At 57.4% G+C, this 21,062-nt stretch carries 11 protein-coding genes and 1 pseudogene; all 12 read right to left on the bottom strand.

Annotated features, from left to right (window positions below; all coding sequences use genetic code 11):
* Positions 1 to 39: 39 nt before the first annotated feature.
* Entirely contained in the window at positions 40 to 2,469 is a 2,430-nt protein-coding gene (locus C3F38_RS15625) for a DUF3772 domain-containing protein (RefSeq protein ID WP_065772207.1), read from the bottom strand.
* 382 nt (positions 2,470 to 2,851) lie between these two features.
* Entirely contained in the window at positions 2,852 to 3,238 is a 387-nt protein-coding gene (locus C3F38_RS15630) for a contact-dependent growth inhibition system immunity protein (protein ID WP_055317704.1), read from the bottom strand.
* Positions 3,235 to 4,119, bottom strand: a pseudogene (locus tag C3F38_RS15635) (VENN motif pre-toxin domain-containing protein); the annotation flags it as partial. The gene C3F38_RS15630 and the pseudogene C3F38_RS15635, both read right to left, overlap by 4 nt.
* Positions 4,120 to 4,227: 108 nt before the next feature.
* The gene (locus tag C3F38_RS26255) at positions 4,228 to 4,476 is read right to left on the bottom strand and encodes a hypothetical protein (RefSeq protein WP_071934116.1); all 249 of its coding nucleotides are present in this window, start codon (positions 4,474 to 4,476) and stop codon (positions 4,228 to 4,230) included.
* Positions 4,463 to 4,771, bottom strand: coding sequence for a hypothetical protein (locus C3F38_RS15640; RefSeq protein WP_134268356.1), 309 nt, complete (start codon positions 4,769 to 4,771; stop codon positions 4,463 to 4,465). The genes C3F38_RS26255 and C3F38_RS15640 overlap by 14 nt, the downstream gene beginning before the upstream one ends.
* Positions 4,772 to 5,132: 361 nt before the next feature.
* A complete protein-coding gene (locus tag C3F38_RS15645) occupies positions 5,133 to 6,116 on the bottom strand; it encodes a VENN motif pre-toxin domain-containing protein (RefSeq protein ID WP_168653913.1) in 984 nt (327 codons plus the stop codon).
* Between the two features lie 309 nt (positions 6,117 to 6,425).
* Positions 6,426 to 6,758, bottom strand: a complete 333-nt coding sequence (locus C3F38_RS15650) for a hypothetical protein (protein WP_369916793.1) — start codon at positions 6,756 to 6,758, stop codon at positions 6,426 to 6,428.
* Positions 6,755 to 6,925 carry a DNA/RNA non-specific endonuclease gene (locus C3F38_RS15655; protein ID WP_071934115.1) on the bottom strand — a complete coding sequence of 57 codons (171 nt, stop codon included), beginning with the start codon at positions 6,923 to 6,925 and terminating at the stop codon, positions 6,755 to 6,757. Before C3F38_RS15655 ends, C3F38_RS15650 begins: the two co-directional genes overlap by 4 nt.
* Positions 6,926 to 6,943: 18 nt before the next feature.
* Positions 6,944 to 7,246: a hypothetical protein gene (locus C3F38_RS15660; RefSeq protein ID WP_080479057.1), complete on the bottom strand. Its 303-nt coding sequence runs from the start codon at positions 7,244 to 7,246 to the stop codon at positions 6,944 to 6,946.
* Positions 7,233 to 9,260 carry a VENN motif pre-toxin domain-containing protein gene (locus C3F38_RS15665; protein WP_349774068.1) on the bottom strand — a complete coding sequence of 676 codons (2,028 nt, stop codon included), beginning with the start codon at positions 9,258 to 9,260 and terminating at the stop codon, positions 7,233 to 7,235. Before C3F38_RS15665 ends, C3F38_RS15660 begins: the two co-directional genes overlap by 14 nt.
* Before the next feature lie 245 nt (positions 9,261 to 9,505).
* Positions 9,506 to 9,922, bottom strand: coding sequence for an Imm63 family immunity protein (locus C3F38_RS15670; protein ID WP_055317780.1), 417 nt, complete (start codon positions 9,920 to 9,922; stop codon positions 9,506 to 9,508).
* Between the two features lies 1 nt (position 9,923).
* Complete coding sequence (locus C3F38_RS15675) at positions 9,924 to 20,999, bottom strand: hemagglutinin repeat-containing protein (RefSeq protein WP_103791731.1); 11,076 nt, start codon at positions 20,997 to 20,999, stop codon at positions 9,924 to 9,926.
* Positions 21,000 to 21,062: the final 63 nt, after the last annotated feature.

Here is a 21,062-nt window from a genome sequence, read left to right on the forward strand (position 1 = left end):
GTTACATCATAAAAAAACAGCATGTTACCCGACACAACCCTAGGAGGAGTGCTCCTCTTCGTTGGCCTGGTATCGTGTCGCCTGTTGCTTCATAAACACCACTTCCTGTGGGCTGGACAGGCTCACTTCCTGCGCGCGCAGCAGCTTGAGGATATTGAACAGCAGTTCGCTCTTGGTGGCGCCGACCATGCGCGGGCTCGTCACGTAGCCGGTCACGCTCAGGATGATGCCGTCCGGCCCCAGCTGGCTGAAGCGCACGTAAGGCGCCGGCGTTTCCAGAATAGTTTCGTACTCGTTATAGGCGCTGAGCAAGATATTGCGCACCTGCTCCGGATCGATGGAGGTCGGGAACGTCAGCGCAATGGTCACCACCCCTTGCGCGTTGCCCATGGTGGCGTTGCGCACGTTCTGCGAGATCAGCTGCGAGTTCGGTACGATCATGGTGGAACGGTCGCTGAGCTGGATTTCGGTGGCGCGCACGTTGATGCGCCGCACGTCGCCTTCCACGCCGCCGATGCCGATCATATCCCCCACCTTCACCGGGCGTTCGGTCAGCAGGATCAGGCCGGAAATAAAGTTCTTCACGATCTCCTGCAAACCGAAACCGATACCGACCGACAGGGCGCTGACGATCCATGCCAGGTTGCTCCACTGGATGCCCAGCGCCGCCAGGGTGATCAGAATCACCAGCACATAGCCGATATTGCTGAACAGCGTCACCAGCGAGGCGCGAATGCCGACGTCCGAGATGGTTTTCGGCAACAGTTCAGAACCCAGCCAGCGCCGCACTGCGCGCAAAATATAGATGCCGATCGCCAGGCAGATCATGGCGTTAAGCAGGTTGCCGGGCACGATGTTGAAACGCTGCAGCCCTTCACCGGTCAGGATGGAGACGATTTTCTCCATCAGCGAGCCCGGCGTGGTGCTGCCGAACGAGCCGTTGAACAACGCGACAATCATCAACAGCAACAGCGAACATTTGGCCAATGCAATAGTGATGGTCGACATCTGTTCCAAATGGCGATCCTTGAAGCTGAGCGTTTTCTTCAGCATCTTGCCGCTGACGGTCTGCGGCGAAAACAGCGCGGCGCACAAATCGGTGGTGAACAGCACCATAAAGTAGAACGTCATCAGCACCAGCACCACCCAGATCAGCTGGTAGGTCAGGAAGCGGGCGAAGGCGATGTAGCCGATGAGCAGAGAAAACAGGATCACCACCGAACAGACCAGGATGACGAGGTGCACCAGCCCACCGACCAGCGTGCGTTTTTCCAGGGGCGCGCCCTGCTGTTCCAGACGGCGACGAATGCGCTGGCCGCGCAGCGGCGCAGCCAGCAACACCATCCCGATCAGCCCCGCCACCAGGCCGTTGTCGAAGATGGTGGTGGCTAATGAGACACTGACGACGTTGTTAATCAGTTCCACGGTGCCGAATACCAGCGCCAGGCCGGCCAGCAGCGGCGAGAAGTAACGCAGCCCGGCAGCCACCTCGTTATCCATGGAAATCAAGCGCCACGACGGGCGACTCAACGACAGCGTCGCACGCCCCAGCCCGGAGATCAGCGCGCAGAAAACCCCCAGAAAGTTGAAACCTTCCGCGAAATCCTCCAGCATCACCGGCAGCGGCTGCACGCGCACAAAGACGTAATACAGCAGGTTCAGCGCGATGGAGGTGGTCACCACCGTCACCGCCACGGTGGCGATCGCCATGAAGCTGCGGCGCAAGCGCCCGTCCGGCAGGAAACGGATACTGACCCAGGCGAGAAAACGCTCGGAAAAATAGCGCCCCCAGGTCCAGATGATCACCGCCAGCGCCAGCAGCGCCAGCGTGCCGTACCGCCATTCGTCCTGCCAACTGGCGTCCCAGGCCGCTTTCATCTCTGCCTTGAACTGGTCCAGCCGTTGCACATCATCCGCGGATGGCTGCACCACCGGCGTCCAGAATTTGACGCCCAAAATGCTGCCAGTATTCAGCGTCAGCTGGGTTTTAAACGCCACCTGGCGCAGATCGCCGATCTGCTGCCCCAGATCGACGGCGCTGTTCTTGATGGCCCGCGCGTGTTTCACCGCGTCATCCAGCTGCTTTTTACTGCTGTTCAGCGTGTTGCGCTGCTGGGCCACCGCCGGGGTTTCCGGCAGTGCGTCGGCCACCGGGGGCGGTCCCAGCACGTCCAGCTGCGCTTTCAGTTTGTCCTGCTCGGGCTGCAGATCGGTGGCAAGTTTTTCCATGCTGGCGACCAGATCGTCGGTCGCCAGCCGCAATTTGCTGAGCTGGGTATCGGTGGTCGCTTTGGAAACCAGCTGCTTCATGTTGTCCAACTGCTTTTGCGCGGCTTTCAGCTGCGTGGCGGGATCGGGCGCGCTTTCGGCGGCGGGATCATCCTGGATGGCGGCGACGGCGCCGGGCGGTGTCAGCTGCAAACCCAGCAGCAATAACAATAACAGCAGGAACGGACGAGATTTTAACATAATCAGTACTCGCATCATTATCTGATAGGTAAACGAACAGGCGGCGGATGAACAGTCGCTTAACCATAAACGCTAATTATAATAGCTGCTTAATGTCGACCGAAATACCGTAATTATGGTTGTGTCGCGTTAACGGCGGCAAGTTAGCAAAAGGGGGCTCTACGCCGGAACCCCAGAAAATTCCGTCACCCAACTTCAGCTCGGCTAGGTTCGGCAGAACGGCGAGTTGATCATCGCTGGGGACTGGATCACCGAGTCTGGGATCACCGATGTGGCACAACTGGAGATCACCGCCGCGCCCAGAGTGATCCGGTTGCAGCGGCGGGAAGATGAGGTTTTCAGGGCTTAGAAGCAAAGACCCCGGCCAGTTGGCCGGGGTTAATTATTCGATTATTTTATTGATTTTTAATATATCTTTTCTTAAATCATCGTTAACGTCTGAGGGAGCTAGTTGATTTATAAGTTGCTTTATCTGGATAAAAATACGTTTATGCTCTTTTAGAGCATCGCCTTTTACCGTCGATAATGCTGCTATGAGTTCACCATCATAATATTCTCCAGCCAGCGGATCTTCAGTCAGAACATCCAACACTCTTGGCATTAGCTGATCAACACATAGATCCTGCCGAATGGCACGGCAAAGATCTTCTACCGCCAACTCTTCGATAGGTATATCAATGACGCGTTCGAACCATAGCTCAAGTGGAGACTGTTGACTTTGTTCCTTCGTTAGGTTGATGTTTCCTATCAATTTACGGAAGGTAATCATATCCCATATCCTTTCAAGGCCGATTCTATTTTATTAATGGCTTCGGTTGCTCTGCCGTATGCAGCTTGAGCCTCGGGGGTGTTTACGTTTTTCAGCGTATCCGCATGGTTCCGTAATCCCCTGAGAGTATTTTGCATTTCCTGCATATGATCCCAATAACCACCGTTCTCTTTAGGAACAGGATTACCATCCATATCCTTGAGGGTTCCTGTTATATCGTGATCTTTCAGAGCATTTTTTATAGTGTTATCAATCTTCTTGATCGCACTTTCTTGCTTCTGATTCAGCTTATCGACTTTTTTCTCTTCCGATTTATTCGGATCGTTTTCTGGCGGTGGCGGTGTTCCTGTTCCAGACCCCGAACCACCCAGCTCTTTCTTCTGCTCGTCCGTCAAGTCTTTGCCGAGATTCGGGTTCGAAGCTGCATCCGGTGCATATTTATCCTGAAGTGAACTGAGATACTTTCCGGTGATCTCGTCATTGCCCATCATCTTCAGGGTAACAAGGTGCTCCAGTTCATCGGACGTCATCTTGTCCGCAATATCTTTGATCGCGGCACCGGCCAACCCGGCGATACCTGCTTTTGCTCCGATCTCCAGCAGTTGCTCTGCAACCTTGCTACGACATGGGGCAGCAATGGCACAGCCTTCCGCAACAACCTTCAGGAAGTTATTCTCCACCGCATTCTTCCCAGCCTGCCCGCCGGTCACCGCTCCCGCAGTATCCCCCGTCGCCAGGCCGCCTGCAAGCCCTGCGGCCAACTGGCTCAGTGCGCTGACCTGCTGCTTCTCGCTTTCACTCAGCTGCTGCGCCGTCTTGCCCGGGAACAGCTGGCCGGCAATATAGCGCGCCGCCAATTCACCGCCACCCGCGCCCAGTCCCCTGCCGCGGCCGGCTTGGTTATTGAATAAATCACCTTTATCCATTCTACAGGCAGAAATCCAATCCTAGTCAACGCTAGGATTGGGTGATTATCCCTTCGAAATGGGTTACGTTTGTTTACGTGCTTTCATCCAAGCCATAAACCAGATGCCTATTCCCAGAGGAAGCCCTCCACTTAGACCATAGCTTAATGAATTTAATACCTCTCCCTCCCAACGGAAGTAAAACCTTCCATCTTGAAAATAAAAAACAATAGCTATACTAAGGCTGGCTAAAAAAACAGTCAAAAAAATGACAAAAAACCAATAAACACATAGTAAAAATAAGTTAATTAAACCTGTCTTATTTATTTTCATTGGCTTTTTTCCTTGCATCTAACTGGTCTGTTACCTTTCCGCCAACAACCTCCGAAGTTATAGAACCGACAACTGCACCACCAATTTCTGATGATACATTCTCAGTAATCTTACTAGCTCCAGACCCTATAGCCGAACCAACTCCAGCCCCAATCATCGCATTGGTGACCCTGACCCCGAATATGCTCCAGTCATAATCAGGAATAACCGGCTGTGGTGCCCCTGTTCCCAGACCTTTTGCCAGGTCGCTCTGCGCCTGCGTTACCTCTTGCGGCGTGGCACCATGCTCCGTCATAAACTTGCTCAGTGTCGAAGTGGCACGCCCTGCGTACATTAGCCCATTCGGCAAGCTCAGATGGTTATTCTCAATGACATTATTTCTGGAGATAGTTAAAAATGCTTGTCACTTCACCTGTATCTACTTTTTTTTGCATGCTGATAATAGATCCACCAACAGCCCGTAGCTATCAGTGACCCTGTGAAAAATGCTGCTTTGGTATACTTCCATGAGTCACTCCAAGTCAGCTCAAATGGAATGTGGTAGATCAATAAGAGATAGCCTCTAATGAGAACATATAAAAGTAAAAACAATACGATCATTGCTACATTACAGGCAAAAAATAGATAAGAAAAAATGAAGAACCAACAATTTTTGTTCATTTTTGGTTCCCTTTTTGGAATTTGGCATCTGCTTTACCAGCTTGATCATTGAGGATCTCCGTCGCCGCACTGCCCGAGGCATTACCTGCCATACCTGGCACTGGATTAATCGGCAGCGGTTTAGATATCCCCATACCAACATCAGTCCAGATCCAGTCTTTCCATGGTTTCATTGGGTTTAAAACTTTATCAAGCGGTAATTCAACCAATTTACCAACACCATAGCCCAGCCCAGATGCTGCCCCACTGATAGCGCCACCTTTCAACGGATCATCACCTTTAAGGTAGCTGGACGTAGCACCACTACCAACATTGACTGCCATAGTACCCCACAACCCAGTTCCTGCGGTGAATGCACCTGTCCAGTAACCAAGGATTACATCATTCGGATTCACTTCACCATTAATCAGTAAGCCCACACCAGCATTAGCTCCCGCGCCTATCAGACTTGTCGTTGCAGCAGCTCCAGGCAACAGCGGCCAAGCCATCACACTACCCGCCGCAACAACCATCGTCTGGCATGAAACTGGAGTACCACCGCTACATGCTTCCTTAATTGCAGCTTGTTGTTCAATTTGCCATTTATCAATAGTTCCGGGTTTGTTCTTCCCAGCCGCCGCCAGTACGTTGGCTAGGCCATTATTCTCAACCGCATTCTTCCCGGCCTGTCCACCGGTCACCGTTCCCGCAGTATCGCCCGTCGCCAGCCCGCCTGCAAGCCCTGCAGCCAGCTGGCTGAGCGTGCTCACCCGTTGTCTCTCGCTTTCGCTCAGCTGCTCCGCTGTCTTGCCCGGGAACAGCTGACCGGCAATGTAGCGCGCCGCCAATTCCTCGCCGCTAGCACCCAGTCCACCGGCCAATTCTGACTGGTTGTTCAGTTGCGCCATCACCGCGCCCAAATCGGTATACTGTGCCGTGCCGGCAAGCACCGATGCCGGCATTAGCAGAGGAAACAACGTCAGCAACATGCTGATTTTCATAGTGTGCACTTCTGCGTGGTTAGAATCTACACAGGGTTGCTACGACATGATCAGAAAGGTAGCAAAGAAGTCTTTAATTATTTCTAAAAATTTTTCTTCCCCTACGGGGTAAGTTCGTAGGGGCACGCCGATACTTGCTTCTGATATCTCAGTTGATTATTGCAGGGGACTAGCCCATCGAGTCTGCGACTAGCGTTGCGAGAATGTGAGAAATCACCGCTACATTCTCTTCACCCGATTGCAGCAGCAAGCTCGGGGAGGGAAAACACATAAAAAACAATGACCTGGGTCAACAGGCTGGGGGTTTTGTTAGTCATCGTATTGGAAGCGTATACTTATTTTTTCTTCTGGTATATCAACGGTTATTTCACATTTAGACCAGATAGTTTTCCCATTTGTTAAGTTGTTTTCTACAAAAAATTGCTTATAAGTAACCAAAGCATCCGTTAAATCTGCGACAGCCCTACCATCAGGATCAAACCAGTCCAGATCACCATTCTCATCAAGGTAGTCGAACTCATATGTGCCACCATCGTTATCAGAGAAAACCTTGGCCCTTACGATTATCTTTTGAGCATTACGAGGACCGCAATCAAATAAAGTTTGACCTATTTTTTGTTCAATATCAGCATGTTGCATCATTTACCTCCTGGAGAGTTTTTGAAGTCAACATTCACAGGTCTGCCGCCATCAATTGAGTATTTTACGATTACCCTATCAGGTCTAGTATTATTACCTGAATATATAGGTTGGATATTAACATCAACTTTTTTACCATCCTTCAAAGCTCTAGTCCACGTATTCTCCATGTCAGGGTCTGTTGATATTTACTTCAGCATCTTCATTAGCTCATTCATTAGTTCGGAAGCATCTTCTTTATAGTTTGATTCCCAGTGAGTTTTCCAATCTACTGGGCGTCCTTCATCCTCCCATTCTGATAGAGCAAGTGCATTGATGATTTCCAGTTCAAACCAGATCCTCTGATAATTATCTCTGCTTTTTTCGTCCTCAAACAACTCGTTTAATTGAGCCAAATCCTCTGCATAGCTTACGAACTTAGCAAAGCTAACAACATTATTTAGAGAACTAAACGCACACTCAAGAATAGTATCCTTCTTATTTGTCGCCATATTTAACCGTTACCACCCTTCCTGATTCGTTCGTTACCACTGACACCTTGCTTTCAGGGTCAAAATGGACTGTTGTTCCGCCGCGGCTAGGAGTCGATTTTCCATTTTTAATAGTATTCTCAACAACAGAAGGAGTTATTCCTCGATCCTGCATTCTATCTAAGGCATGACCGGAATACTCTCGGTTTCCTATTGTACCTGGTTGATTCCTGACGGGTTGATAAGATGGATTGCTTGGTTGATTCATCGGATTACGCTTACTTCCCATAGGGATCGTTGCCGATACTTCATCACTGGCCTTATTAATCAGCCTGGACGCTTCAACAACATCCCCTTTCTTCAGCGCTGTTTCGGCTGCCTTAATTGCCTTACCGGCTGCATCTCCAGCACCAGGAATGATGCCTATCGCCGCAACCAGATAATCCAGCGCACTCTGCGCTTCCGCAAAGCTCTTGATATCTCCAACCACCGGCACAAAATCTGCACCTGTCGACAGGATATCTTTCAGTTCTTCCCGTCGTTCAGTATACATCTTCACCGAGCACGCTTCCGCGCTCATTCCGGCACAGTTTTGCTGCTTATAGCGCTCGTTTTCTGCATCGACACGCTCTTCGGCTACCTGCTGAGGTGTCTTACCCTGAGATACAGCGTCAACAATATCACTCAGCGAGTTATTCTCCACCGCATTCTTGCCGGCCTGCCCGCCGGTCACCGCTCCTGCAGTATCGCCCGTCGCCAGCCCGCCTGCAAGCCCTGCGGCCAACTGGCTCAATGCGCTGACCTGCTGCTTCTCGCTTTCGCTCAGCTGCTCTGACGTCTTGCCCGGGAACAGCTGGCCGGCAATGTAGCGCGCCGCCAGTTCACCGCCACCCGCGCCCAGTCCCCCTGCCGCGACCGACTGGTTGTTCAGCTCCGCCGTCACCGCGCCCAGCACCGCGTGCGCCATCGCATTGGCGGCGATATTGTCTTCACCGACCCGCTTTTTAATTTCCGTCGCCAGGTACGGCGAGGCACCGCTCGCCAGCGCACCCGCCAGGTTATTGCCTGCCAGCGCCGTCAGCGCCCCCGTCACCGCCTGCGCCGCCTTCTGCAGGTCGCTGCCGGTGCCGTATTGCCGCATCGCGTTGTCATACGCCCGCTGCATCACCGCCGCGTCGCTCGCCGGTTTGCCGCTCTTCTCAAGCTGCTCCCTGGCCTGCGCCAGCGCCGCCGGGTCTTTCTGTGCCTTCAGCCCGGCGATATCGCCCTGCGTGCGAATCACGTCCATTGCCTGGCCGCCAATCTCCCCAATCAACTGCGCCTGCTTCAGCCGGTTCTGCTCCTTCTCCTTGTTGAATATCGGACTGATGCTGCCGTCGTTGGCATGCTCGGTATCCCGGTTTAGCTGCGCCACATCCTGCTGCTGTTTGTCTTTGTCGCGAACTATCAGCGTCCCTTCGCTAACCCCGGCCTTCGTCGTGCCCTCGGCATGCCCGCTGTTGTTGGCGCCCGACAGCATGCCGCCGGCCATGTTGGTCAGCAGGTCTTTGCCCACCGGCCCGCCGGTGCTGAATGAACCGCCGCTGTGCGTCGCGCTGTAGTCCGCCTTGTTGTGGATGTCCGTCCAGCCCAGCGTGCCGGTATCGAGGCGGTTATTCTCTTTGTCTGCTTGGCTTGCAATCACAGCGCCGTCGAGTTGGGTGTGTTCTTTGACCTTGACGTTATACCCGCCTTGGCCGGCAAACAGCCCGGTCTGCTCTTTCACCGAGTCGAAGTTGCTGTGCAACTTGTCCTTGCTGGCGCTCACGTTGGCCGAACCGGTCATCGAGCCGAAGGTGAAGCTGCCGCCCGCGCTGGCGTTTTGCTGTTTGGCGTCATAGCGGTCGCTGTCCTGTTCGCTTTCAAGCCGAAGGTCACGGCCCACGTCGACGGTGACCTTTTCGCCGCTGGCCTGCGCGCCGGTAAGCCGGGTGTCGCGGCCGCTGGTCACCTTGAGATTACTGCCCGCATCCAGGGTGGTTTCGGTATGAGTCAGGCCGTTGCCGTTCTCATGCCCCTTGCCGGCATATAACCGGCTGTGGTGCCCCTGTTCCCAGACCTTTTGCCAGGTCGCTCTGCGCCTGCGTTACCTCTTGCGGCGTGGCACCATGCTCCGTCATAAACTTGCTCAGTGTCGAAGTGGCACGCCCTGCGTACATTAGCCCATTCGGCAAGCTCAGATGGTTATTCTCAACAAAATTCCCGCTAGAAGAGGGAGAATTTGTTGTTTAAAATGTAAGTTCAGGGATAAAGACTGTCTTCATAAGGGCTGTTAATAAGTATCTCATCAAGATGACACTGCGCTTTTAGCCCCCAACTTTCATTTATCATGTGCATAAGCTCTATAATCTTATGAAAATATATGCGTCGACTGTCTTTTCCAGGAATTCGGTTAGAGAGTTCATAATCCACTGCAACAGCGTGTACAAAATCATAGATTATCCAATAAAGTAGCTCATCTATAGATGAAGTCACCTTTCTGGAAAACTCATATCCTCTCTCAGAACAGATATAATTATATTTTCCGTTCTCAAAAGAAATGTAGGGTGTACCATCACCGACAGGTGAAGTATGAAGAATGATCGACTGGGCTGGAAAATCAATTTTTGCAACCAGCATATCTACCTGTTTCTGAAGATCGTTAATATTTGTTAACATCTTAATTAACCTTCCGAATGTATTTGTTATCTAATAACCATTGCACATCTACTCGCTCCTTCATATCAGGCAGGAGCTGAATACCTCCGCCAGGTTCACCAAAAGCAGGCGCTATTTTTCCCTGGATAACGGGCAATGGTTTGAGAACCTCATATTGATGATACTGTTCCGCTAACGAGCCCGGCGCTAAAGCACGTTGTTCCTGTGGAGTACCCTGCGGTGATAAGAATGAGCCATTAGTTTTACCATATCTGTCAAGACGCGTTCCCACAGGGAGTGTTGCCTGAACTGGTTCCTCCGCAAAACCTAACTTTGCAGGCCAGTTCCAGTCACCTTTTCCATTACGATAATGGTCGTATTGCGACCATCCTGAGGCTTCTTCATCAGCAGCAATTCTATTTGGCTCTGGTGTTCTTCCGGCAGTTGGTTTGGACGGTTTGGCGGTATCTACTCCTGTCGGTTTTTCCATCATCCCGTACACCGCACCACCTATCGCCGCCGTGGTGTGTACAACCGCCATACCATCGTACAGATTAGCAGCCGTTTCCTTACTCACCCCCCAGTTTTCAGCAATACGATTAACGTTAGCTTCACGCTCGGCTTTTGCATCCGCGCTGGCATACTGCCACATCAGGGCGTCAACCTGACCTTTACCTTCCTTGTAAACACTACCCATATTACCGACATACTGGCCGTCGAGTTTCTCGTCGTAGCTTTTCGCCATCGCTGTCAGTTCTTGGCGCATTCCCTGGCAGGCGGTTGATGACAGTCCCTTGCATGCTGCATCCAGCTTCGCATCGAACTCCTTATCTTTGGCGTTCAGGTCGCTGATAAGTTTCTCAGCCTGATGTTTTTTATCCCCTTCCAGATACGGCAGCGACCACTTCGCATCCTGTCGTTTCTTATCATCTGTGGCTGACAGCGCATTATTCTCAACCGCATTCTTGCCGGCCTGACCTCCGGTCACCGCTCCCGCAGTATCGCCCGTCGCCAGCCCGCCTGCAAGCCCTGCGGCCAACTGGCTCAATGCGCTGACCTGCTGCTTCTCGCTTTCGCTCAGCTGCTCTGACGTCTTGCCCGGGAACAGCTGGCCGGCAATGTAGCGCGCCGCCAGTTCACCGCCACCCGCGCCCAGTCCCCCTGCCGCGACCGACTGGTTGTTCAGCTCCGCCGTCACCGCGCCCAGCACCGCGTGCGCCATCGCATTGGCGGCGATATTGTCTTCACCGACCCGCTTTTTAATTTCCGTCGCCAGGTACGGCGAGGCACCGCTCGCCAGCGCACCCGCCAGGTTATTGCCTGCCAGCGCCGTCAGCGCCCCCGTCACCGCCTGCGCCGCCTTCTGCAGGTCGCTGCCGGTGCCGTATTGCCGCATCGCGTTGTCATACGCCTGCTTCATCACCGCCGCGTCGCTCGCCGGTTTGCCGCTCTTCTCAAGCTGCTCCCTGGCCTGCGCCAGCGCGGCCGGGTCTTTCTGCGCCTTCAGCCCGGCAATCTCGCCCTGCGTGCGGATAACGTCCATCGCCTGGCCGCCAATCTCCCCAATCAACTGCGCCTGCTTCAGCCGGTTCTGCTCCTTCTCCTTGTTGAATATCGGGCTGATGCTGCCGTCGTTGGCATGCTCGGTATCCCGGTTCAGCTGCGCCACATCCTGCTGCTGTTTGTCTTTGTCGCGAACTATCAGCGTACCTTCGCTGACCCCGGCCTTCGTCGTACCCTCGGCATGCCCGCTGTTGTTGGCGCCCGACAGCATGCCGCCGGCCATGTTGGTCAGCAGGTCTTTGCCCACCGGCCCGCCGGTGCTGAAGCTGCCGCCGCTGTGTGTTGCGCTGTAGTCCGCCTGGTTGTGGATGTCCGTCCAGCCCAGCGTGCCGGTATCGAGGCGGTTTTTCTCTTTGTCCGCCTGGCTTGCAATAACGGCACCGTCGAGCTGGGTGTGTTCTTTGACCTTGACGTCATACCCGCCCTTGCCGGCAAACAGCCCGGTCTGCTCTTTCACCGAGTCGAAGTTGCTGTGCAGCTTGTCCTTGCTGGCGCTTACGTTGGCTGAGCCGGTCATCGAACCGAAGGTGAAGCTGCCGCCCGCGCTGGCGTTTTGCTGTTTGGCGTCATAGCGGTCGCTGTCCTGTTCGCTTTCAAGCCGAAGGTCACGGCCCACGTCGACGGTGACCTTTTCGCCGCTGGCCTGCGCGCCGGTAAGCCGGGTGTCGCGGCCGCTGGTCACCTTGAGATTACTGCCCGCATCCAGGGTGGTTTCGGTATGGGTCAGGCCGTTGCCGTTCTCATGCCCCTTGCCGGCATTGACGCCGGCCGAGACGCTGATGCCATAGCCGCCCGAGCCGGCGCCGATACCGACGCCAACGTTGCCGCCTTTGCTGCTGTTCTTGCCGACGGTGCTTTCGCTGTTCTGCGCCGACTGCAGGGTAATGTCCCGCGCCGCATCGAGCGACAGGTCTTTGCCCGCCTTCAACTGGCTACCGGTGATGGTGATATCGCCGCTTTGCGCATTGTGGTTCTTGCCGGTTGCCGTTATCGACAGGTTTTGCCCGGCGGTGAGCGTGCTGCCCTGCGACTGTCGGCTGTCGGTGCGGGTTTCGCTTTTCGACGACTGACTGCCGTAGGAGGCGCTGATGCCCACTGTGTTGGTGGCGCCTTTCCCCGCCTCTGTGTTGAGTTTGTCGAGTTCAGCAGCCTGTGCAGCCTGCACGCCGGACAGCGCCGCCTTGGTGTTTTGCAGCGCGGTCAGGCGCCCGTCGCCTTCTTTTCGTGCCTGTTGCGCCGAGCTGACGGCGGTGTTGAGCGCACCGCCCGCGGTGCCTGACAGCGCCACGCTCAGGCCGCTCTGCTTTTGCTCGAAGGTTTCTTGACGCGTACGCTGATCGAAGCCGGGGTCGATAGTCACGCTGTCGCCGGTAAGAGCCAGATCCTTGCCCGCCACCAGGTCGGCGCCGCCTATGTGCAGTTGGTTGCCCGCCGTGATGTTGACACTGCCCTGGCTGCTGCCGACGGTGCTGACGCTCTGGCTCTGGGTCCGGCCTTTTTCGTCGATTTCGTGTTTGCTCGACTGTTTGCCAATGGTGAACCCAATACCACCGCTGCCCAGCAGGCCGCTCTTTTTCTTCTCTTTCAACCGGTAGTGCGTGTCGGTCTCGGTGGCCGCACCGATATCGACGTTATTTCCGGCCTGCAGGTTCACGTCCCGGTCGGCGGCAATGGCCGAGCCGGAGACCGTCAGGTCATTGCCGGCGTTGACGCTGATGCTGTCGCCGCTGAGCAGGCTGCCTTTCTCGCGGGTGGTCGCATCGTTGGCGATACTGTGGCTGCTGCTTTTTTTCAGGAAGCCCTTTTTCTGTGACCGCTCTTCACTGAAGGTCGACTCGCGTTCGGTGGCGGTATTGAGGGTGACATCCTGCTTCGCCTGCAGGGCAACGGCACCCTGTTCGCTGTGCAGGGCGCTGGCCGTGGCGGTGATGCTGCCGTCCTGCGCCACCACAGTAACGCCGTCACGCCCGCTGAGGGTGCTGCCCACCACATTTTCCCGCAGGACTTCTTCGGCGCGCTCACCCTTGGTTTTCCGGCCGCGGCTCTCTTCGCTGGAGACGCGATGTTCGCTGTCGGTGGTGTGGTTAAGGACCACATCCTTTTTCGCCTGCAGGGCGATGGCACCCTGGTCACTGCTCAGGGTACTGCCGGTGACCGTAACGTCACCTTCACGCCCGATCACTGTCACGCCGTCGCGCGCGCTGAAAGTGCTGCCGGTGCTGATTTCACGTTCGGTCTGCTCTTCGCGATGGCTGCTTGTTCTGCCCTCGCGTTTGTTTTCACTGTCCTGGTCTTGCGTGCGGGTGCGCGCGTCTTTAATGGTCACGTCCTGTGCACTGACGCCAATACGCCCCTCTTTGCTGTCAATTTGCGCGCCTTCGGCCAACAGGCGGTTGCCCGCCACCAGGGTAACACCCTGGTCGCCACCGAGCGTGCTTAATGTCAGCCGCTCTTCCTGGCGGTCGTTGCTGACGGATGACGTTCGGCTGTTGGCGTCCAGGTGTGTGGTATTGGTGGTGCTTTCGGCCCCGATGTTGATATCGCCGCCGGCCTGCACGCGGGTGCTGCCGGCGGCGCTGGCCTGGCTGCCCGTGAACGTGACGTCTCGCCCGGCCGAAAGATTAAGGTTGCCGCCGGCGTTAAGTTCACTCCCCTGAGCCTGCTGCCATTCGCCGCTGACGTGCGCCATCCGGGAGCCTGCCGCTTCCGTGCCGCCGCGGGTGCGGTTGCCCATAGAGCCCGAGATAATCTCAAGGTCGGCGGTATGGCGGCTTTGCGCGGCGGTGATGGTCAGGTCGTTGCGCGCGCTCAGGTTGAGCGTATCAGTCGCATCAAGCTTCGCCCCCGTGAGCGTGATATCGGTGCCGCGCAGGCGAATGTCGCCGGCGCTCATCGTCGCCTGGCGCAGTGCGTCCTGCAGGTTAGTGCTCAGGGTCAGACTGTCGGCCTGCACGTCGATGCTGCCGGCTTTGATGTCGCCGCCCTGATGCAGGAACTGCCCGGCGTCGACCGTCAGGGCTTTGTCGGCAAACAGGTTGCCGGCATTGGTGATGCTGTTTGCCGAGAGCTGCAGGTCGCCACCGCCAATCACCGCGCCATCGCCGGTCAGGCGCAGCGTGGTCTGTGCCAGGTACACCTTCGGCACCCACACCGTTTGCGGGCCGCCTTCCGTTTGCACCGTCTCGCTCACCAGCCAGACGATATCCTGTTGCAGCGCCGCAATTTGCTCCGGCGTCAGGGCCACGCCCGGCACCAGATGGAAGTCCTGGGCGACTTTGCTGCCGTTGTTCATCAGTTGCTGATACTGCTCTATCGCATCCCAGCCCTTGACGGACGGTTTGCCGGTCAGCGCCAGCACCTGCTCGCGCACCAGACGCTGCTCGTAAAAGCCGTCGCCCAGGCGCTTATGGGCCTGCGCGGGGTCATACCCTACGCGTTCGAGCATGTAGTCGCTGCTGATAAAGTTGTCGCGGCGGGTAAAACGCTCGTCGGTCACCACCAGGAACGGGCTGCCGATCGCCGTATGTTGACTAAACAAGCCGTTATTGGGGATGGTGGTGGCCACATTGCCCAGATGCTGTAACTGCGTCAGCGCCAGCTCAGACGGCAGCAGCGGGCGCCCCAGCGGCGAGGACGGCGTGGCGCCGGGTTGCGTCATCTGTTCGCCCTGTGCCAGCGTCGTATCGCCGTCAGGTCGGGCAGCCCCCTCTACCGTGAAGGCCAGCGGATTGCGTTCAAGCTCGGCGCGTTCGGCATCTACCGCCTTCAATGCCGCATCCAGTTGACTGATTTGTGCCTGATTGACCGTGGTATTGGTGATACGGGCCCCGTTAATGGTGACCGTGCCGTTGCCGGAGATAATCCCATCAACGGTCGCCAGCGCCGTGGTCTCGTCTCGATTGAACGTCGGGTACCAGTGATGCGTGTCCTTGTCATAGTGGTCAACGATCGCCGCCTGGCGCCGTTCGTTAACCGAGTAACCGCGGTTGTCTACGCTGCCGCCGCCGTCCTGCGTCAGGTTGCCGTTGGCGGTAATGACGCTGGCGTCATTGAGCAATGCTCCCGTGATGCGCAGCACCATGTTGCCGCCCGCCAGAATACGCGCGCCGATACCTTCAGAGACCAGCCTGTCGCGCGTCAGCGTGCCGCTTTCGGTTCGCTCGCGGAAGTTGTTGTAATCGGTGATGAATGGCGCGCTGTCGATGTCGACATGCTTTTCGGGATCCCAGGTCATCACCTGCGTCCAGTCGTGCTCCCAGTGGAAGCCGTTTTGGTACGGCGTCGGGATAGTCGCCAGCTGATTTCCCCCCCGCGTCTCATAGAACGTCATCGCATAGCTGCCGTCGGCATTCGGCTTGAGCGCCAGGTAATTGACCCACAGGTCGGTCATTTGCCCTTTATTGTCCTTGACCCGTACCTGCGCGCGTTTGCCCGCCGCATCAATGACCAGCAGGGTACCGTAGCGGTAGGTTTGCGCCGCCGAATCATCCTGGAAGGTCAGCTGTTGGGTGGTCGGCGCCAGGGTGCTTTTGTCAGGGTTGACCTTTGAACCGTAGGAGCGCCAGTAGTAGTTGTAGCGGTGCCATTTGTAGTCGCTTTTCTCGGCGTCACGCTCAATCACCAGCCCTTCACGCAGGTTGTTCAGGCGACGGGCCTCAACGGTAGCGTCACCATCCGCTTCGATAAAGCTCGCCCGGTTCTCAATCAGGTCATCGCTGTGCAGATGCAGACGGTCGGCGCTGTAAATCAGCGCCCCCTCCCGGTTGGCCAGGCGTTCACCGGCCTGCACCGTCAGGCTGTGGGTCGCCGCCATCACCGCAGGCGCACCGTGGTTGTCGATGACACGCCCGCGCACGGTGATGTCATCCCCCATCAGCGCCGCGGCGTTGTCCAGGGTATCCACGTTCAGCGTCATGCTGTCCGCTTCAATACGCCCGGTGTTTTGCAGTGCCCCTGTCGTCAGCTGCAGCGTTTTACCCACCAACGTGGCCGGGTTGGTGATGCTGGCCGCATTGAGCGCCAGATTGCCCGGCAGCAACCAATCCGCCAGGTTGGTAAAGGCGCCGCTCAGGGAGAACGTCACCGTACCGTTACTGCTGATCGTTTCGCCGGCCTGACGGGTGTAGTCCTGCTGCGCGGACAGCGTCAGCGCCTGCAGCCCCAGCAGGGTACCGTTCTGATTATCCAAGGTACGCGCCTGCAGGGTAAGTTGCCCGGCGCTCTCCACTCGCCCGCCCTGGTTGAGCAGCGCCAGCGGCGAGTCGGTCCGTGACCGGTCAGTATTGATATTGAGGTTGCCGTTGGCCAGGAGACGCCCCTGGCGGTTGTCCAGCTGCGTTACCCCCGAGAGGGTCATCTGGCCGCTACTCTGCAGGCGGCCTGCGGTATTGTCGATATCACGAGAGGTGATATCGGTACGCGTGGTGCCCAGTATCAGTCCGCCATCGCGATTGTTCAGACGCTCGGCCTGCACATCCAGTTCCGCCTGGCTGCTGAGCGTGCCCTGTCCGCTGTTATCGAACGCTTTGGCCTTGAGCGTCAGGCCCTGAGTCGACACCAGTTGCCCACCCTGATTGTTGACCTGCGCCCCCTCAAGCGTGAGTGTGTCGCCGCTGTGCACCTTGCCGTGCTGATTGTTAAGCCGGTCGAGTCGGTAGATGCCCGAGCCCTGACTGATGAGCGTGCCGCCGGCGTTGTCCAGCTGCTTTGATGCCACCGTGATGCCGCCGCGGCTGCTGAATACGCCGCGCGTATTATTGATACCGGCCGCCGACACCTGCTGGCCGCCATTGCCGCGCACCGCGCCGCCGGTATTTTCCAGCAAGCCAAGAATACGCAGTGTCACCTGCTGCTGACCGTCTATCGTTCCGCCGGCGTTATTCAGCGCTTGTGCGTCAAGTTGAAGCGCCTCGCCACTTTGCACTTTCCCATCGCGGTTGTTCAGCGCATCGCTCAACATAAGGCGTTGTTGTTTGTGGCTGTACAGCAACCCACCCTGTGTATTATCGAGTGCACGGGCGGCGATAGTCAGCCCCTCGCCCGCCAGCCACTCGCCGCCGGCGTTATTGATGGTGCCAGCGTGCTCACCGTCAGCGGCCCCCTGTACAGACAGTTGCTCCTGCGCCGAGACCTTACCGCTGCGATTATCGATATCCTGTTTGATGCGCAGCGCCAGGTTTTGCGCCGATTGCATCACGCCTTTGGCGTTGTCCAACCAGTCAGCCGCCAGCTGTGCTTCCTGCTGGCTCTGAACACTACCCTCCGTATTGTCAAAACCGTCGCTTATGGCCCGCCAGCTCCCCTGGCTGCCCATCCAACCCTGCGCGTTGGAGATGGTCTGCCCCCGGAGCGTCTGAGACAGCGCGCTGAAAATACGCCCCTGTCCATTATCCAGCCGGTCGCTGAACTGCATGTCCAGGCTGCCCAGCGAATTGATGGTGCCCTGAGCATTGAGCAGACTGGCAGCGCGCACCTGCGTGCGGCCATTGCCGGTCAAAATGCCGTTTCGGTTGTCCCAGCCCCCCGCCAGCGTCAGAGAAAGTGCCTGACCGCCGAACACCACCCCTGCGGCGCGGTTAGTCAACCGGCCTCCCTGCAGAGACAGATCGCCGCCGCTCTGCAGTGAGCCGCCATCGTTGTCAAACACTCCGGCATCGCCAACCTGGATATCGAGAGCCTGCTGTGCGGTCAGTTTGCCCGTGCGATTGAGGATATTGCCGGCGGCATCAAGACCAAGATCGCCACCAGACTGCAGCCGGCCGCCGGTGTTGTCGAGCCTCTGCGCGGTGGCGGTGACCTGACGGCCGCCCTGCGCGATACCGCCGCGGTTGTCCCAGCCGCCTGTGCTTTTCACGGTGAGGACGTTACCGGCTTCAAGCCAGCCGGCGGTGTTGTTCAGCCCTTGCTGCGCCGTCAGGTTCGCATCCTGCCTGGCGACCATCTTGCCCTGAGCGTTATCCACCTGCTGCGCCGTTAGCGTGAGCGACTCGGCGCTGATTTTCCCCTCGCGGTTGCCAAGCGCCCCTGCCGCAGTGAGAGTGAGCCGTTGCCCACCCAGCAGCTTGCCGGCTTCGTTGCGTACGCTCCCAGCCGCTATGTGGGTTTGCCCGCTCCCCGATATCGTGCCACGGCGGTTATTCAGCTCACCGTCGGTCCGCACGGTCAACGCCTGGCCGGCACCCAGCAGCCCTTGCGTATTGTCCAACCCGTGGCGGGCATGCAGGTCAAGCTGCTCTTGGCCAATCACTTTGCCTTGCGTATTGTCGAGCCGGTCAGACTTCACCGCCAGCACCGCGGCGCTGATTTCGCCGCCGCGGTTGCTGGCATTACCCGAGGTCGTCAGGGTTGATGCCAGGCCTGACAGCAGCTTGCCGCCGTCGTTGTTGAGGGTCGTTGCCGTTGCCGTGACGGCCGTTTCGCCTTGCGCCGTACCGCCGCGGTTGTCCCAGTCGCCGGTATGGATATCCAGCGCCTTGCCGGCACCAATGAGGCCGCGTTGATTATCCAGGCGGCTGGATGTCAGATCGAGATTGCCCTGACCGATGACCTGCCCCTGCATGTTATCCAACCGCTGCGCCACCAGACGTACGTCATCACCGCTCAGGGTGCCGGACGCGTTATTCAGCTCGCTGCCCGCCTCAAGCGTCAGGTCGTTCCCGGCGAGCAGGTTGCCCCCGGCATTATTCACCGCGCCATCCGCATGGAGCGTAAGCCCCGCCTGGGTTTTTACCGTGCCGCTCTGATTATCGAGGCTGCCGGCTTCCAGGCGGAGATCGCCGTTGCTGCCCACCGTCCCACCGGCATTGTCGAGCAGGCCGCCGACCTGCCAGTGTTGCGCCGCGCCGCCCAGCGCCACCAGGCGGCCTCGCTGATTGACTAACTGGCCGGCCGAAAGCCGGAGGTTCTGCGCCTCGATGGTACCGTCACTGTTGTCCAACTTGCCCGCCAGGGTAACGCGGCTCTCACCGTCATCGGTTTGTGACCAAGTGGCCTGTTGGTTGAACAGGTTGTCGGCATCCACCGTCCAGCGCCCAGCCTTGACTTTGGCCTGCTGTGCATCCACATTTCCCTTCGTGCTCACGGCCAGCTCACCGCTATCAACGGTGGACTGGCGTAATGCCACGCCGCCTTCACGTGCCGTCAGCGCAGTACGGCCGGCTCCGACCTGCGCGCCGCTGATATCCACCCGGTGCCCGGTCGCGTTGACGTTCTTTTTAGCGAGCAGACTGCCACTGGCGCGGATATCGCCCTGGCTATCAAGCTTCAGGTTGGCTTCCTGGACCAGGGTGCTGTCGGCATTACTGCCCGCCAGCAGGTGGCCGCTGCTCTGGATACCGCGCGTGGCGTTCAGCTGTACATTCCCGGCCGCCGCCAGCGTCCCGGACTGCGTTAACATTCCCTCACGACTCTGCACGGCCAGTTGGCCACCGCTATACACTTTCCCGTGCGTCTCAATGTCACCTTTTGCCGCCAGTTGGATATCGCCGCCGGCCTGCGTAGCCGCATCCGGCGCATCAGACTGCCAACTGAGCTTACCTTCGCTGCTGACGGTGAGCGTTTTGCCGGCCTGAACCTGCCCGTTCTGGTTGCGCACGCCGACGCCGGCCTCGGTGCCAATCATACGGATACTGCCGCTGTACATGCCGCCCATCTGCCCCATGTCGATGGCAAGCTCTGGTCTGGTACTGCCGTCGTCCGAAAGCGGTTTCGCGGTTTTACCGTCCGCACTCACGCGGTTACGACCGGCCACCACCGACACGCCTTCTTTGGCCCAGACGCCGGCGTTGACTTCCACCGCACGTGCCAGAATGTCGACGTACTCGGTATCATGACGGGCATCACCGTTGAGTCCGCCACCCTCGATGCGCACCACGCCGCGCTCAACCTGGTAGCCCGCCACGCTGCCATCGGCGTTCAGTTGCGGTTTGCCGGTGGTCAGCGTCATGCGCCCGGCGTTGATGGTGCCGCAGCCGTTGCAGACGATGCCGGCGGGGTTGGCCACAATCACCTGCGCCTTGCCGCCGGCCACTTCCATAAAACCGCGCAACTGGCTGGGATTGTTGCTGTTGACTTCGTTGAGGATGACGCGCGCCGGCGCGGAATTGGGATTGAGGTTAGGGTTACCCTGGATCATCCCGGCCATCTGGGTCGAGGTCATCACCGCCGAGTTGTTGAGGATGGCGCCTTTGGTGTCGACATCGAACTGCTGATACTGATTATGTGAGACCCCAGCCTGGTTGGGGGCGGTGATGTTGACCTGCGGCAAGCCGTTCTGGGTATTGATGATCTCCGGCCGCAGGGAAGGATTGGCACCGCCGTCCGCCACAATGCCGTCTGCCATGACGGGGCCGGCGAACATCAACAGCCCAAGCAGCCACACTGGCCGACGCACGGTGACCCACAGACGACGTCCAGCCGTTATCCCTGAACCGATGCGCTGCCCCGGTTCGCTGCTGCAGCTGCGGGCCAGTTCGGACACCACTCGCAACTCCCCGTGAGTGCGGCTGAAAATAAGGCGATAACAATGTTTGTTCATGGGTCACATCCGTGAGAAAAGTCAGTCCGTTTAGATCGGTGTCGGCAATGCTGCCGGTATCGC

The organism is Serratia sp. SSNIH1, from assembly GCF_002935055.1.
Classification (GTDB): Bacteria; Pseudomonadota; Gammaproteobacteria; order Enterobacterales; family Enterobacteriaceae; genus Serratia; species Serratia nevei.

Coding starts and splice junctions, on each gene's coding strand:
- C3F38_RS15630 (WP_055317704.1), bottom strand. CDS start 3,238: ATGATTACCTTCCGTAAATTGATAGGAAACATCAACCTAACGAAGGAA.
- C3F38_RS15660 (WP_080479057.1), bottom strand. CDS start 7,246: ATGGCGACAAATAAGAAGGATACTATTCTTGAGTGTGCGTTTAGTTCT.
- C3F38_RS15650 (WP_369916793.1), bottom strand. CDS start 6,758: ATGATGCAACATGCTGATATTGAACAAAAAATAGGTCAAACTTTATTT.
- C3F38_RS15675 (WP_103791731.1), bottom strand. CDS start 20,999: ATGAACAAACATTGTTATCGCCTTATTTTCAGCCGCACTCACGGGGAG.
- C3F38_RS15625 (WP_065772207.1), bottom strand. CDS start 2,469: ATGTTAAAATCTCGTCCGTTCCTGCTGTTATTGTTATTGCTGCTGGGT.
- C3F38_RS15640 (WP_134268356.1), bottom strand. CDS start 4,771: ATGACGGAGCATGGTGCCACGCCGCAAGAGGTAACGCAGGCGCAGAGC.
- C3F38_RS15670 (WP_055317780.1), bottom strand. CDS start 9,922: ATGTTAACAAATATTAACGATCTTCAGAAACAGGTAGATATGCTGGTT.
- C3F38_RS26255 (WP_071934116.1), bottom strand. CDS start 4,476: ATGAAAATAAATAAGACAGGTTTAATTAACTTATTTTTACTATGTGTT.
- C3F38_RS15655 (WP_071934115.1), bottom strand. CDS start 6,925: ATGGAGAATACGTGGACTAGAGCTTTGAAGGATGGTAAAAAAGTTGAT.
- C3F38_RS15645 (WP_168653913.1), bottom strand. CDS start 6,116: ATGAAAATCAGCATGTTGCTGACGTTGTTTCCTCTGCTAATGCCGGCA.